Annotated in this window: 17 protein-coding genes and 1 tRNA gene; 13 read left to right on the top strand and 5 right to left on the bottom strand. The window is 67.2% G+C overall.

Translation table 11 applies throughout. The features are described from left to right. Positions 1-268: 268 nt before the first annotated feature. Complete coding sequence (locus TX76_RS11800; RefSeq protein WP_049902687.1) at positions 269-475, bottom strand: hypothetical protein; 207 nt, start codon at positions 473-475, stop codon at positions 269-271. Positions 476-643: 168 nt separating this feature from the next. On the opposite strand from TX76_RS11800, the gene TX76_RS11795 reads away from it, so the two are divergent. The 9 genes from TX76_RS11795 to TX76_RS17625 all read left to right on the top strand — a co-directional run bounded on the left by TX76_RS11795 (position 644) and on the right by TX76_RS17625 (position 7,554). Continuing rightward, on the top strand, positions 644-1,183 hold the full coding sequence (locus TX76_RS11795) for an amino acid-binding protein (RefSeq protein WP_079890817.1): 540 nt from the start codon (positions 644-646) through the stop codon (positions 1,181-1,183). Beyond that, positions 1,180-2,133 carry a homoserine dehydrogenase gene (locus tag TX76_RS11790; RefSeq protein WP_049902686.1) on the top strand — a complete coding sequence of 318 codons (954 nt, stop codon included), beginning with the start codon at positions 1,180-1,182 and terminating at the stop codon, positions 2,131-2,133. The genes TX76_RS11795 and TX76_RS11790 overlap by 4 nt, the downstream gene beginning before the upstream one ends. A 145-nt stretch (positions 2,134-2,278) precedes the next feature. Further along, entirely contained in the window at positions 2,279-3,544 is a 1,266-nt protein-coding gene (tuf, locus tag TX76_RS11785) for a translation elongation factor EF-1 subunit alpha (RefSeq protein ID WP_049902685.1), read from the top strand. Next, a complete protein-coding gene (gene rpsJ, locus TX76_RS11780; RefSeq protein ID WP_228842370.1) occupies positions 3,541-3,852 on the top strand; it encodes a 30S ribosomal protein S10 in 312 nt (103 codons plus the stop codon). Before tuf ends, rpsJ begins: the two co-directional genes overlap by 4 nt. Positions 3,853-3,964: 112 nt before the next feature. Beyond that, complete coding sequence (locus tag TX76_RS11775) at positions 3,965-4,576, top strand: rhomboid family intramembrane serine protease (protein ID WP_049902683.1); 612 nt, start codon at positions 3,965-3,967, stop codon at positions 4,574-4,576. A 10-nt stretch (positions 4,577-4,586) separates the two neighbouring features. Further along, positions 4,587-4,658 (top strand) — tRNA-Ala (locus tag TX76_RS11770). A 385-nt stretch (positions 4,659-5,043) separates the two neighbouring features. Next, entirely contained in the window at positions 5,044-5,793 is a 750-nt protein-coding gene (locus TX76_RS11765) for a CehA/McbA family metallohydrolase (RefSeq protein ID WP_049902682.1), read from the top strand. 180 nt (positions 5,794-5,973) lie between these two features. Then, complete coding sequence (locus TX76_RS11760) at positions 5,974-7,260, top strand: L-lactate MFS transporter (protein ID WP_049902681.1); 1,287 nt, start codon at positions 5,974-5,976, stop codon at positions 7,258-7,260. Between the two features lie 126 nt (positions 7,261-7,386). Continuing rightward, the gene (locus TX76_RS17625) at positions 7,387-7,554 is read left to right on the top strand and encodes a hypothetical protein (protein WP_154019067.1); all 168 of its coding nucleotides are present in this window, start codon (positions 7,387-7,389) and stop codon (positions 7,552-7,554) included. Between the two features lie 163 nt (positions 7,555-7,717). Here the strand turns inward: TX76_RS17625 and TX76_RS11755 are convergent, their stop codons facing one another. Next, positions 7,718-8,995, bottom strand: a complete 1,278-nt coding sequence (locus TX76_RS11755; protein WP_049902680.1) for a ribonuclease catalytic domain-containing protein — start codon at positions 8,993-8,995, stop codon at positions 7,718-7,720. Positions 8,996-9,076: 81 nt separating this feature from the next. Beyond that, positions 9,077-9,385, bottom strand: coding sequence for a DUF7562 family protein (locus TX76_RS11750; RefSeq protein WP_049902679.1), 309 nt, complete (start codon positions 9,383-9,385; stop codon positions 9,077-9,079). Positions 9,386-9,499: 114 nt separating this feature from the next. Here TX76_RS11750 and TX76_RS11745 point away from each other — a divergent pair, with 114 nt between their 5' ends. Next, positions 9,500-9,979 (top strand): RNA-binding protein, encoded by a 480-nt coding sequence (locus TX76_RS11745; protein WP_049902678.1) that lies wholly within the window; start codon positions 9,500-9,502, stop codon positions 9,977-9,979. A gap of 79 nt (positions 9,980-10,058) precedes the next feature. On the opposite strand, the gene TX76_RS11740 is transcribed toward TX76_RS11745, so the two are convergent. Further along, positions 10,059-10,712, bottom strand: coding sequence for a hypothetical protein (locus TX76_RS11740; protein ID WP_049902677.1), 654 nt, complete (start codon positions 10,710-10,712; stop codon positions 10,059-10,061). 327 nt (positions 10,713-11,039) lie between these two features. On the opposite strand from TX76_RS11740, the gene TX76_RS11735 reads away from it, so the two are divergent. Together TX76_RS11735 and TX76_RS11730 are read left to right on the top strand one after the other, a co-directional pair. Continuing rightward, positions 11,040-12,209, top strand: coding sequence for an MBL fold metallo-hydrolase (locus TX76_RS11735; protein WP_049902676.1), 1,170 nt, complete (start codon positions 11,040-11,042; stop codon positions 12,207-12,209). A gap of 11 nt (positions 12,210-12,220) precedes the next feature. Continuing rightward, positions 12,221-12,640: a hypothetical protein gene (locus tag TX76_RS11730; protein ID WP_049902697.1), complete on the top strand. Its 420-nt coding sequence runs from the start codon at positions 12,221-12,223 to the stop codon at positions 12,638-12,640. Here the strand turns inward: TX76_RS11730 and TX76_RS11725 are convergent. Then, positions 12,627-13,364, bottom strand: coding sequence for an SDR family oxidoreductase (locus tag TX76_RS11725; protein WP_049902696.1), 738 nt, complete (start codon positions 13,362-13,364; stop codon positions 12,627-12,629). The genes TX76_RS11730 and TX76_RS11725 overlap by 14 nt on opposite strands. Before the next feature lie 157 nt (positions 13,365-13,521). On the opposite strand from TX76_RS11725, the gene TX76_RS11720 reads away from it, so the two are divergent. Further along, a complete protein-coding gene (locus TX76_RS11720; protein WP_049902675.1) occupies positions 13,522-14,283 on the top strand; it encodes an SDR family NAD(P)-dependent oxidoreductase in 762 nt (253 codons plus the stop codon). Positions 14,284-14,299 lie beyond the last annotated feature (16 nt).

Here is a 14,299-nt window from a genome sequence, read left to right as displayed (position 1 = left end):
CCGCCCACCACTCTCTCGCGTCCGGACAGGCCCGCTCGCACGGTACGAGGGACGCTCCGCGTCCCTCGCTACTCGCAAAAACCTGGACTAAAAACACCCGCTCACTCGCCTGCGGCTCGTTCGCGGTACGATCGCTGGTGCTCTCCACAACCCACAGCCCCGCAGCCGCCACCGCTCGGTGACAGCACCGCCGAAGCCCTCGCTCACTCCGTTCGCTCGCCCTTCATCCGCCAGGCCCGCACCGCCGCGTCGCAACCGCACCGCCCCCTCAAAACGGCAGATACCGTTCGTAGAGATCGTCGACCTGATCGTTGATCTCCTCGCCGTTCTGGCTGCCCCACGGGTTCCGCGAGAAGTAGTACATGCTGGCGAGGATGACCCCGATCGTCACCGCGAGCTGCGGCGCGAACGCGCTGAGCAGAAACGACGAGAGCCCCGAGACGAGGATGTCCACCACCTGGTGTGCGATCGACATACCCGAAATCGGGACGGCTCGACCCTAAGCGATTCGACTGTCAGCGGGACGTTTCGGGTTGAGCCGCGCTGGCGGACGCGGCGTCGACGAACGAGACACAGAAGTGAGCGTTTAAGCCCGACGGCCCGCGAGCAGGGGTATGAACCCGACTGACGCACGCACCCTGCGGTGGTCGCCGTGAGCGAGTCCACCGACGGGGCGGTCTCGGCCTACACGGTCCGACTCGAACTCGTCGACGAGCCTGGCGAACTCCTCCGCGCGCTCGAACCCATCGCCGACAACGGCGGCAACCTCCTCTCGATCTTCCACGAGCGCGGCTCGCTCACCCCCCGGGGCCACATCCCGGTCGAGGTCGATCTGGAGGCGACGCCCGAACGCTTCGAGACCATCGTGACCGCGCTCCGCGAGGCCGGTGTGAACGTCATCCAGGCCGGCGCGGAACGCTACGGTGAGGAACTCTCGGTCGTACTCGTCGGCGATCTCGTCGAGACCGACCTCTCCGATACCCTCTCGCGGGTCGAGTGTGCGAGCGCCTCGGTGGCGGACGTCGCGCTGTCGGCTCCGGAGGGCACCGACGAACCCGCGAGCGCCCGCCTCCGGCTGGCGACCCAGGCCGGCGAGCGCGACCGAGCACTCGACACCGTTCGCGCGGTGGCCGACGAGAAGGATCTCCTCCTCGTCGAGCCGCTCGTGGGGGCCGACCGATGAGGCTTGCAGTCGTCGGCTGTGGTGCGGTCGGGAGCGCGGTCTGCGAGCTCGCGGGCGAGTACGGTCACCGTGTGACGGCGCTCGCCGACTCCACGAGTGCGACGGTCGATCCCGAGGGGGTCGACGTCGAGGCCGCACTCGAACGGAAGGCCGAGGGCCGCGGCGTCGGAACTGTTGAACTCGATCGCGCGCTCGGTGCGGAGTACGACGTCCTCGTGGAGGCCACGCCGACGACGCTCGGCGACGCCGAGCCGGGGTTCTCGCACGCCCGCCGCGCGCTCGACCGCGACTGCCACGTGGTGCTCGCGAACAAGGGGCCAGTCGCCGAGCGCTACGCCGACCTCCGTGCGGCCGAGCGCGAGAGTGACGGTACTGTGCTGTTCGAGGCCGCCGTCGGCGGCGCGATCCCGGTGCTCTCGACGATCGCGGACCTCGGCCCGACGAACGTGACCGCCGTCCGGGGCGTTCTCAACGGGACCGCGAACTTCATCCTCTCGCGGATGAGCGCCGAGGGACTCGACTACGATCACGTGCTCGCCGAGGCTCAGGACCTCGGTGTCGCCGAAGCTGATCCGACCTTCGACGTCGAGGGCACCGACGCCGCGCTCAAGTGCGCCATCCTCGCGAACGTTCTCGGGGACGGCGAGACGACGCTCGCGGACGCCGACGTCACCGGGATCACCGATCTCACTCCGAGCGCGCTCGATCTCGCCACCGACGACGGCCGTACCGTTCGCCTCGTCGGCGAGGTCGTCGACGGCGACGGGGAGCCCGAAGTCCGGGTCGGCCCCCGTCTCGTGCCGGAGAACGGGACCCTTGCCGTGACTGGGACCCAGAACATCGTCCAGCTCGAAACCCGCCACGCCGGCCAGTTGAACCTGAGCGGGCGTGGCGCGGGCGGCCGGGCGACCGCGACGGCGGTGCTCGGCGATGTCGGCCGACTCCCCTGATCGAACCCGGTTATCCGCAGCGACGAGGCTGTGTGCAGGCGTCCCAAACCGTCCGAGGCTGGCGTTCTCGGCCGCTGCATCGTAATCGTTTTAACTGGAACTACCGAACGATCCCGGTACAGCGCTACCCGCGCGTGAGACACCAATGGCAGACAAACCGCACCAGAACCTGGCCATCATCGGCCACGTCGACCACGGCAAGAGCACGCTCGTCGGACGCCTCCTCTACGAGACAGGCAACGTCCCCGAGCACGTCATCGAGCAGCAGCGAGAGGAAGCCGAAGAGAAGGGCAAGGGCGGCTTCGAGTTCGCCTACGTGATGGACAACCTCGCGGAGGAGCGAGAGCGCGGCGTCACCATCGACATCGCCCACCAGGAGTTCGACACCGACGAGTACTACTTCACCATCGTCGACACGCCTGGCCACCGCGACTTCGTGAAGAACATGATCACGGGCGCGAGCCAGGCCGATCACGCCGTGCTCGTCGTGGCGGCGGACGACGGCGTCCAGCCCCAGACACAGGAGCACGTCTTCCTCGCCCGCACCCTCGGGATCCAGGAGCTGATCGTCGGGGTCAACAAGATGGACCTCGTCGACTACGACCAGAACGACTACGACGAGACCGTCGCGGAGGTCAAGGACCTCCTCGGCCAGGTCAACTTCGACACCGAGGACGCGAGTTTCATCCCGATCTCGGCGTTCGAAGGCGACAACATCGCCGAGGCCTCGGAGAACACCGACTGGTACGACGAGGAGACCATCCTCGAAGCGCTCAACAGCCTGCCGGAGCCCCAGCCGCCGACCGACGCCCCGCTCCGACTCCCGATCCAGGACGTCTACACCATCTCGGGCATCGGTACTGTCCCCGTTGGACGGGTCGAGACAGGCATCCTCGAGACCGGGAACAACGTCTCCTTCCAGCCCTCTGATGTCGGCGGCGAGGTCAAGACCGTCGAGATGCACCACGAGGAGGTCCCCAAGGCAGAACCCGGTGACAACGTCGGGTTCAACGTCCGTGGGATCGGCAAGGACGACATCCGCCGGGGCGACGTCTGTGGCCCCGCCGAGGACCCGCCGAAGGTCGCCGAGACCTTCCAGGCGCAGGTCGTCGTGATGCAGCATCCGAGCGTGATCACCGCGGGCTACACCCCGGTCTTCCACGCTCACACCGCACAGGTCGCCTGCACCATCGAGTCGATCGATTCGAAGATCGACCCCTCCAGCGGCGACGTGTCGGAGGAGAACCCCGACTTCATCCAGTCGGGTGACGCCGCCGTCGTGACCGTGCGCCCGCAGAAGCCGCTGAGCATCGAGCCGTCGAGCGAGATCCCCGAACTCGGGAGCTTCGCCATCCGCGACATGGGTCAGACCATCGCCGCCGGCAAGGTCCTCTCGGTCGACCAGGCATAATGCAGCAGGCGCGCGTCCGCCTCGCCGGCACCAGCCCAGCGGACCTGGACGACATCTGCGACGACGTCCGCGAGATCGCCACCAAGACGGGGGTCAATCTCAGCGGGCCGATCCCGCTGCCGACCAAGGAGCTCGAAGTCCCGATCCGGAAGTCCCCCGATGGCGAGGGCACCGCCACGTGGGAGCACTGGGAGATGCGGGTCCACAAGCGGCTGATCGACCTCGACGCCGACGAGCGCGCACTCCGTCAGCTCATGCGGATCCAGGTGCCGAACGACGTCTCCATCGAGATCGTTCTCGAAGACTGAGCGGCTCGGCGCTTGGGCCGGGTCGGCGGCCGTCGTTCGCGATACTGCATTCGCTCACGCGCTCGACTCACACCACCCGTGCAGTTTTCTATCGTGAGCCACAGTTACGGATATGGGTCGCCTCGCGGGAAGCCCGACGGTTCAGACGCTCGCGATCATGGCCGTCGTGTTCGCCGTACAGACGTTGTTGCGGCCGTTTCGGATCCTTCATACGACGCTGTTCGTTCTCGGTCCGACGTTTCCGGTGCGGCCGTGGTCGCTCGTGACGAGCGTCTACGCTCATGGATCCCTCGAACATCTCATCGGCAACGCGGTCATGCTCGCGCTGGTCGGGCTGATCGTCGAGCGTTCGACCACGGGATTTCGGTATCACGCCTTCTTCATTACGACGGGCGTGCTCGCAGGACTCGCCCAAGTGATCTTCCTCCCTGGAAGCCGGGTGCTCGGCGCGAGTGGCGCGATCTTCGCGCTGCTGGGGTACGTCGCCGCTAGCAATCGGGTGTCGGGGTCAGTGCTCGACGTACTCCGATTGGGTCGGCGAGCACAGATCGCGATCTTCGTCGTGCTCGCGGTCGTCGTTACGGTGTTGACTGGTTCACTCCAGGTTGCTCTCGTGGCGCATTTCACCGGGTTCCTGCTCGGACTGCTCGCCGGGCGGATGGGTCTGCTGGCGGTCGGCGAACCCCGGGACAGAACGCAAGTTACAAGCGGGCCGCCCGGATAAGACCGTGTGCGGGCTCGTAGATCAGCGGTAGATCGCTTCCTTCGCAAGGAAGAGGCCCTGGGTTCGAATCCCAGCGAGTCCATCGGAGCGAGTTTTACGAGCGAGAATGATCAAGCTGGGATTCCGAAGTAGACGAGTCGCAGCCCGCACAGCGACCGTAGGGAGCGAGCAGGACCGTCTCGGCGTGGTTCGAATCCCAGCGAGTCCATTCCACTTTTTGCTTCGCTCAGTCGCTCCCTACGGTCGCTCCTTCGCTTGCAAAAACGTGGGGAAAAAGCGCGTCGGACCTCCCTCGTTCTTGCGAGCGAAGCGAGCAAGAGCAGGGAGCAGCTTCGCTGCGACCGTGGTCGTCCTCGCGCCCGCTCGCTCCCTCCGGTCGCTCGCGGTGGGGCATCCTGTGCCACACAGCTACCGCTCCATCCGTCGGAGCAATCGTTATTACCGATCGGGTGATAGGATCGTCATCGATGAGCCAGACGGCCACGGTCGCCATCGACCCACACGTTCACTCCGAGGGCTCGTACGACGGCCGGGAGCCGGTCGAACTCCTCCTCGAACACGTGAGCGAGATCGACCTCGACGGGATCGTCGTCACCGATCACGACGCGATCGAGGAGTCGCTCCGGGCGGCCGAACTCGCACCCGAGTACGGTCTGCTCGGGATCCCCGGCGTCGAGGTCTCGACCAGCCACGGCCACCTGCTCGCCATCGGCGTGGAGACCAGACCGGAGCGCGGCCGACCGCTCGCCGAAACGGTCGAACGAATCCGCGACCTCGGCGGCGTCGCAGTCGTTCCCCACCCTTTCCAGCGGAGCCGTCACGGCGTCAGGAAGCGCAACCTCACCGACTGTGACGCGATCGAGGTATACAACTCGATGGTGTTCACGGGCTATCGGAACCGCCGGGCAAAGGCCTTCGCCGCTGCCCGCGAGTATCCGAAGGTCGGCGCGAGCGACGCCCACATCCTCCCGAACGTCGGCCGAGCGTACACCGAGATCCGGATCGACCTCGACGCGGCGTCGCTTCGCCCCGCGGCCATCGACGGGAGGGCGGTCGTCGAGGCGATGCGTGCGGGCGCGACCGAGATCAGGGGCAAGCGCACCCCGATCCACCGGAGCGCGCGCCAGTACGCGAAGGGCGCACTCCGGAAGGCGACATATCTCGCGACATCGCGAATGCCGGTCGTCCCGACCGTCCCCGCCTCGATGAGCGAGTGATCGGCGTGGCGCGTTCGGACCGCGGAGCTGCACTTCGGAGCCGATTCGATGCGAAGCTCGTTTTGGCGACAGAACTGTAACTGGTTAGTGCAAAGAAAACTTCGTTTCTCGGTACGCAAGAATCGGCAACCGCTTCGTCAACCAAAACTTGTTATTAACGATAGACCGTGCCGTTAGAGGATGTCATCCACAGGCACGGACAAGAACCGGTGGTTGATCGCGGCGTCGGCCGTCGCGATCCACCTGTCGATCGGCAGCATCTACGCGTACAGTATCTACCAGATACCGCTGAACGAGACGCAGGGGTGGAGCACGTCGAGCGTGACGACCGCCTTTTCCATCGCGGTGTTCGTCCTCGGGATCACGGCCGCCTTCCTGGGTAGCTACGTCGAGAAGTACGGCCCACGGAAATCCGGGCTGGCTGCGGCCGTCCTGTACGGTCTCGGGATGATCGGCTCCGGCGTGAGTGTCCTCCTCGGAAGCCTCCCGCTGTTCCTCGCCACGTTCGGGGTCGTCGGCGGGATGGGGATCGGGCTCGGATACATCACACCCATTGGAACGCTCGTCGAGTGGTTCCCCGACCGTCGGGGGATGGCCACCGGCCTCGCGGTGATGGGGTTCGGTGCCGGCGCGCTGCTGACCGGCCCGCTCGGGAACTTCCTGATCCAGGGCTACGGCGTCGCGACGGCCTTTTTCGCCCTCGGAGCGCTGTACTTCGTTCTGATGGCGGCGGGATCGAGCTATCTCGCCAAGCCGCCGGACGGATGGCTCCCCGAAGGGATGGAGGACACGCCGGAAAACCAGGAGGAGGCGAGAAGCGCGCTGTCGGGAATCAGCAACCTCACTGCGAAGGAAGCGCGCACGTCGCCACGCTTCTGGATGGTGTGGCTCATCATCTTCATCAACGTCTCCGCGGGCATCATGCTGCTCGCCTTTGCCTCGCCGATGCTCCAGCAGATCGCCGGCGCGAGCGCGACGACCGCCGCGTTCATCACCGGCTACATCGGCATCTTCAACGGCGGCGGCCGCATCGTGTGGGCCAGTCTGTCGGACTACATCGGCCGGACGACGACGTACGCGGCGTTTTTCGCCATTCAGATCGTCGCCTTCTTCCTGATGCCACAGGTCACGGGCGTCTGGCTCCTCGCGGGGATCATCTTCCTCGTCATCACGTGCTACGGCGGCGGGTTCGCCTGCCTGCCGGCGTACCTCAGCGACCTCTTCGGCACGGAGGAAGTCAGCGCGATCCACGGCTACGCGCTCACGGCGTGGGGCGTCGCCGGCGTGGCCGGCCCACAGCTCGCCTCGACGATCCTCGAATCGACGGGGAACTACACGAGCGCGCTGTACGTCATGAACGGTGCCCTCGTCGTGGGCCTCGTGACGGTCGTCGTCCTCCGGTGGCGGATCGGCAAGCTCCAGAGCGCGAGTCGGACTCCGAGCGCCGCGGAGACGGCGACCGACTGAACGGCCGAGATCGACGAACCACCGATCGATTGTGGCTTCGCCGTCCGATCGAACGGTGACTGAACGGCCCCGTTGCTTGCGCTGGCCGGCCCAGCGATGAACACGTTCCGTCTCGATTCTCTCTGCATGGGCGCGATCAACGATCTCGCGGAGAGCATCAACGACGCACGGCGATCGATCTGGGGCGACGCGAGCACCGTCGGAAAGGTCCTGATTCTCGTGGTGTTGATCGCCTCGGGTATCGGCATCCCGATCATCATCATCGCGCTGATCGCCCAGGCGATCGCGGAGTAGTCGTTGTCACACGTTCGCGCGATGGTTTCCTGCCGGAGGATTCACTCCCGGTGGCGCGGGTCGTGGGTGCGGTCAATCGGCTGGAAAGTCATAGGGTTGACCTGACCGACAGCGAGTTCTTCGTTCCCGATGGATGGGCATGAGGAACACTATCTACTGGAAATTAGTCTTCCCCGACAACCTCGATTCCCCGATTGTTCACCGCATCCGCATCCAAGCCCACCTCCTCCAGGAACTGCTTGTACTCGCGTTCGCACTTCTCGCCGGCCTGCTGCTGGTCGGAGGCGTGATCACACAGCTGTAGCAGGTTCTCGGGCACGTCGTTCGCGTGGACGATCCAGTGGTTCACCAGATCGGAGAGCCGCCGGATCGGGCTGGTGAAGTGCCCGTAGATGTCGAAGTTGAGCGCGTGGTGCCCGCCGAAGGGGTCGTTCATGTAGCGCGCGCGCGGCATCACCTTCATCACGGCGTACTGTATCTTCCCCAACTGTCGCTCGGGGGCTTCCTCCAGGGTGGCGTTCACGGCGATTCGGGGATCGTCGCCCCACGCGTCGCCGGGGATCGACACGCCGTCGAGCTCTTGAATCTCCTGAAGCGCGTCGTCCCACTGGTCGGGTGAGGGCTGGGGGTGGACGCGGTACATCGCCTCGACCCCTCGATCCCACATCAGTTCGTGGGTCACGGCCTTGTTCGCCTTCAGCATGCACTCCTCGATGATGGTGTGGGCGCGGTCCCGGCGCGGATTCAGGACGAGTGATCCATCCTCTTTGCGCTGTTCGTGGAGACGGTCGGCGAGTTCGAACACCAAGGAACTCTCCTCGTGGAGCGCGCTCTCGGGATCGTCGAGCCGGCGTTCGGCCTGGGTGTAGGTCAGCCGCTCGTCGCTCCGGATCACCGATTTGTAGATGTCGATCGACTCGAAGGAGAGAGTCTCGCGGTCGAGATGCATCTCGACGGTGTGCGCCAGGCGGTCCTCGTCGGGCACGAGCGAACACACGGTTTCGGCGAGCGTCGCGGGCAGCATGTGGACGGTGTGATCCGGGAGGTAGACCGTGTTCGCCCGCTCGACCGCCTCGGCCCACATCTCGCTTTCGGGGTGGACGTAGTGGGTCACGTCCGCGATGTGGACCCACAGGACGAACTCCTCCTCACCCTTCTCGATGCTGAGCGCGTCGTCGAAGTCCCGCGCGTCGACCGGGTCGGTGGTCCACGTCGTCAGATCCCGGAGATCTCGGCGATCGTCGAGCTCGTCGTCGATCTCGCTTTTGACGTCCTCGGTGCGGGCCTCGGCCTCGTCGAGCACTTCGTCGGGGAACTCCTCGTGGATCCCGAACTTCTCGAACAGCTCTTCGCGCTTGTTTTCGAGGTGGCGGGCGAGCTCCTCGTCGATCTCGACCGGTCCCTGGCCCTCGGTGGTGCCGGCGGCTGCTTGATCGCTCATGACGGCGCTACGGGGAGCCGACAATTAGTCGTTCTGGCAGCGTGATCGACGGCGGCGGTGACACGTCCGAAGGCGGGGCACTCAGCGCTCGCGCTCTTCCAGCGGGCCGTAGCGCTCCTCGACGAGCTCCCCGTACCGCCGGAGGAACGCGGTGCGTGAATCGGTCCCCTCGACGGCGTGGATCTCGACGAGGAGGGCTTCGAGCTCGTCGCGTGGCTGGTGGCAGAGATCCCGGTAGCAGTCCTTGCAGAGGTGTTCGAACTCCTTGCCGCTGCGCTCCCACCGATTGCCGTGCTTGTCGTACTCGCGCGCCTCGGAGCGCCGGACCGAGCCGCCGCACGCAATACAGGTGACCGTTTTGCTTTCCCGGGTGCGCCGGGACCCCCACATACGACCTCCTTCGGCAGCCGCGCACTTACCTCTTCGCGTCGGCACGCTGTCGTGTTCGCGTTGTGTCCGCGTCGCTGGCGCACGATTTATCACCGCCGATGGGTACGGGAGGGTATGCAGGTCAGATCCCGCCACCACCTCAGAAGCGACGCGGTCGACGAAATCGAGCGGACGCTCGCCGATCGGCTCGGCGTCGATCTCGCTGGCGACACCTACGAGCGCGTCGAGTTCGCCGAGAGCGACCGTGATCTCGTCCTCGTCGACGGCGAGCCGCTCGTGATATACCTCGACGACGAGCCCTTCCTCACCGTGCGCGGTGCGAACGCCCACCCGGCCGAGACGGGCGTGGTCACCGTCGACACCGGCGCGATCTCGTTCGTCTCCGACGGCGCTGACGTGATGCGGCCGGGCATCACCGAGGCCGATCCCGGGATCGAGGCGGGCCAGCACGTCGTGATCGTCGAAGAGACCCACGGCAAGGCTCTCGCGATCGGTCGCGCGCTCGTCGACGGCGAGGAGATGACTGGCGATTCGGGGAAGGTCGTCGAGTCGCTCCACCACGTCGGCGACGATCTCTACGAGTTCTCGATCTGAGACACGCTCCGCTCTCGGCACCCGTACTCGGTTGCGAGCGACCCGGCAGCCACACCGCAGCCGCGACCGACGGCACGACTCAGCAGATCGAGCGCGGGTCGAGTCCCATCGCGCCGAGATCGTCCGCGAACTCGTCGTACGCGATGTCGATCGTCCCCGTGGCGGCCGCGCGGGCGCGCTCCCAGTCGTCGTCCACGGTGCAGACCCCATCGAGCACCGTCGCCCCTTCGTCGAGGAGTTCGTCGGTCTCGGTTCGGAGCTCTCGAAAGAGATCGGCGCGGCGCTCATCCGCCTCGTTGACGAAGAAGCTCACGATCTGGACGGTGGTGCGGTCGCTCACGAGCGGCCGTCCGACGAGGCCCGCGCCGACGCGCTCGGGCGTCCCGTCGAGACCTCGAAGGAACTCGTGAAGCGCGCCAGACTCGGCTTCCGGTTCGAAGTCGACCTCCGACTCGGACTCGCCGTCGAGATGGTCCACGACCCGGGCCGCGTGATCGCGTTCGAGCGCCGCGACCGACGCGAACGCCTCGCGCGCCCGATCGTTCCCCTCGTCGTCGGCCCACCGTTCGAACGTCTCGGCGGCGGCCGTCTCGCTCGCCGCCGCCACCCGGAGGACGCGCTCGGTTTCGAGATCGGCCCCCGTCGCCGCGAGCAGCCACTTGGTCCCGCCGAGCCGATCGAGCCGGGTCGCCTTCGCCTCGCGCACGTCGTCGATCAGGGTCTCGCCGTCCATGACACCAGCTATCGTGGTCGACGCTTATACTGTCCGGGGGCCGATCGAGCGTCGCCCATGAGCAGAGAGTGGACGGCTGATCCGTACGCATGCGACTCACGATACAAACGAGAACCGCGAGCCACACCCTCCCCAACCGATTCCTTCGTTTGCTCGCTTCGCTCGCCGTTCGCGGTCGAGGCCCTCACTTCGCTCACGCCTCGCACCGCTCGCGCAGACCTCGCACGAGCGGGCGCGTCTCCACACCGCGACGCGCCCGCCGCGCGCCGACCGTAGTCCGAGTGGTTCCGCCCCACAGTATATCGGCTGCGGACGCCTACCACACGCATGAGCGACTCCGAACCCGGATCGAGCATGGACGCACTCGTGCCCGCCGAACTCGCGCGCGCCATCGACGCCGGCGATCGGGTGAGCGTACTCGACGTCCGCGACCGCGACGAGATCGCGTCGTGGGCCATCGAAGGATCGTCGATCGAGCACGAGCACGTCCCCTACGCCCGGTTCCTCCAGGCCGAGGTCACCGGCGGAGTCGACGACCTCGCCGCCGATCTCGACCTCGACGAGCCGATCACGGTGGTCTGTGGCCGCGGCGAGGCGAGCGATCACGTCGCCGACCTGCTCGCCGGGGCGGGCGTCGCGGCCCGCAACCTCGCCGAGGGGATGACGGGTTGGGCGCGGGTCTATCGCGCAAGCGAGATCGACTCCGGCGGTCCCGCAACCATCATTCAGTATCGCCGACCCTCCAGCGGCTGCCTCGCGTATCTCGTCCACGCCGGCGGCGAGGCGGCGGTGATCGATCCGCTCCGAGCGTTCACGGATCGGTACGTCGCGGATGCGGCGGATCGCGGGGTCGATCTCCGCTACGTGATCGACACCCACCTCCACGCCGACCACGTGAGCGGCGTCCGGCGACTCGCGACCGAAACCGGCGCTGAGCCACTCTTCCCCGAGCCTGCCGCCGCGCGTGGCGTCGACGGCGTCACGACAGTCGCCGACGGCGAAGCACTCGCGCTCGGCGACACGGTGATAGAAGCGATCGCCGCACCGGGCCACACCTCGGGTGCGTTCGCGTTCCGAGCCGGCGACGCCCTGCTCACGGGCGACTCGCTGTTCCTCGATGGCGTTCCACGGCCGGACCTCGAAGCCGGTGCCGACGGTGCGCGCGACCTCGCCGGAACGCTCCACGACACGCTGACCGGGCGCTTCGACGCGCTCGACGACGATCTTCTCGTCGCGCCGGGCCACCACGGTCCGTCTGAACAGCCGGAAGCTGGCGGTGCGTACACCGCGCGGCTCGGTGACCTCCGCGAGCGACTTCCCGCCTTCTCGATGGGCAGGAAAGAATTCGTCGAGCGGCTGCTCGACGGGATGGGGCCGCGGCCGGCGAACCACGAACGGATCGTCGCGATCAACCGCGGACAGGAGAACGCCGACGACGAGACCGCGTTCGAACTCGAACTCGGACCGAACAACTGCGCCGCCGCGCCCGCGGAGTGAGCCCGCAAGCGATGTCCCGGGCGGCCACCGTTCGCGAGCATCTTCTCACGACTCACGCCGACCTGCTCGACACCGTGCTCGTGTGCGCCGACGTCGTCGCCGACTCGTGGGACGGCGACACGACCCCCGACCGCGCGGCGGTGGTCGATCCGTTCGAGCGGAGGCTCGATCGTGCGGGCGTGCTCGATCGCCTCCCGGCGATGCTCGCGGGGGCCATCGACGCACTCGGCGCGGAGCTCACGGCCGAACCAGTCGCCGCGCCGCCGTACGTCGCGATCACGAGCGTCGGCCCCGTTCTACGCGCGACGCTCGATTCGGAGCGTCTGGTGGTCACGATCCACGCTTTCGCGGTCGAGCGCGATCCCACGAGATACGTCCGCGGCCCGGCCGACCCCGCCGACGCGCTCGCGGTCGAACTCAGAAGTCGCTGAACTTGTCGCGCCGGAAGAGGTCGAGTTCGCTCACGGTCGAGCGGTCCTGGCGCGCGGCGAACGCGATCGCGTCGCCGATCTCGTCGGGCTCGGTGACCTCGCCCTCGTCGAACCGTTCCTCGAAGGTCTCGTCGTCACCGAACTCCGTCCGCACCTCCGAGGGGTTGACCACGGTGACGCCGACGCCCGCCTCCCCGACCGCGCCGGCGACGCTGTGGGCGAACCCGCGGACCCACCACTTCGTCGCGGCGTAGACCGGGTTGAACGGGCGGGGGTACTGCCCCGCGAAGCTCCCGACGAAGATCAGGTTGCCCTCGGACGCCCGGAGATGCGGCAGCGCCGCGCGCGTCGTGAAGAAACACCCGTCGACGTTGACGCCCATCATGGTGCGGTACTCCTCGGTCGAGAGGGTCCCGACGTCGGCCCCGCGCGCGAGGCCGGCGTTGTTGACGAGCACATCGAGGCTGCCGAACGCGTCGACCGTCCCATCCACGAGGTCCGCAACCGCGTCCTCCTCGGTGACGTCGGTCGGCGCGACGAGGGTCGCGACGCCGTGATCGGCTTCGAGCTCCGTGGCGAGTTCCTCCAAGCGTTCCTCCCGCCGTGCGGCGAGCACGATGTCGGCCCCCTCACGTGCGAGCGCGTGCGCCGTCGCGCTCCCGATCCCCGAGCTGGCTCCGGTGACGATCGCCGCGTGGCCGGCGAGTGGCTGGTCGGCTGCCATACGACCCGATGGTCGGCGGCGTGGTTCGTTCTTTCGGCGACCCGTCGGAGCCGACTTCGATCCGTCGTGCTCCCGATCGCCGACGATCCGATCGAAGGTGACGATCGTTCGTTCACGACCGATCGGGTTTATATCGCCGGCCTGTGGTGGTCGTTCCATGCGATTCGACGATCGAACGGTGCTCGTGACGGGTGCGGGGGCGGGGATCGGGCGTGCGACCGCGGAGCGCTGCGCCGAGGAAGGCGCTCGGGTGATCGTGACCGATGTCGACCGCGAGGGCGGCAAGGAGACCGTCGAGCGGATCGAAGCGGCGGACGGCGACGCGACGTTCCACGAACTCGACGTGCGCGACGAGGCGGCGTTCGTGGATCTCGTCGAATCCATCGCCGCCGAGGACAGTCTCGACGCGCTGGTCAACAACGCCGGGATCGGTCAGCCGCCGGCGGTCGTCGAGGAGACCGATACCGAGACGTTCGATCGAGTCCTCGACGTCAATCTTCGAGGGGTGTGGAACGGCTGTCACGCCGCCCTGCCGGCGATGAAGTCCCAGGGATCGGGCGCGATCGTGAACGTCGGGTCGCTGGCGAGCGTGCTCGGCCTGCCGAAACAGTCGGTGTACTCGCTCACGAAGGGCGCGGTGCTCAACTTCACCCGCGCGGTGGCCGCCGAGGCGGGGCCACACGGGGTGCGCGCGAACGCCGTCTGTCCGGGTTTCACCGACACCGCACTCGGCCGTGAGTACTTCGAATCCCAGGACGACCCCGAGACCGCGCGCGAGCGGATGACCGCTCAGTACCCCCTCCGCCGACTCGGCGAGCCCGAGGAGATCGCCGACTGCATCGCCTTCCTCGCCAGCGACGAGTCCTCCTACGTCACCGGCCACGGACTCGTCGTCGACGGCGGGTACTCGGCGTGGTAGCGGACCGTTCGATCCA

This window comes from Halococcus agarilyticus, assembly GCF_000334895.1.
GTDB classification, from domain to species: domain Archaea; phylum Halobacteriota; class Halobacteria; order Halobacteriales; family Halococcaceae; genus Halococcus; species Halococcus agarilyticus.
This window is presented reverse-complemented; position numbering and strand designations above follow the sequence as displayed.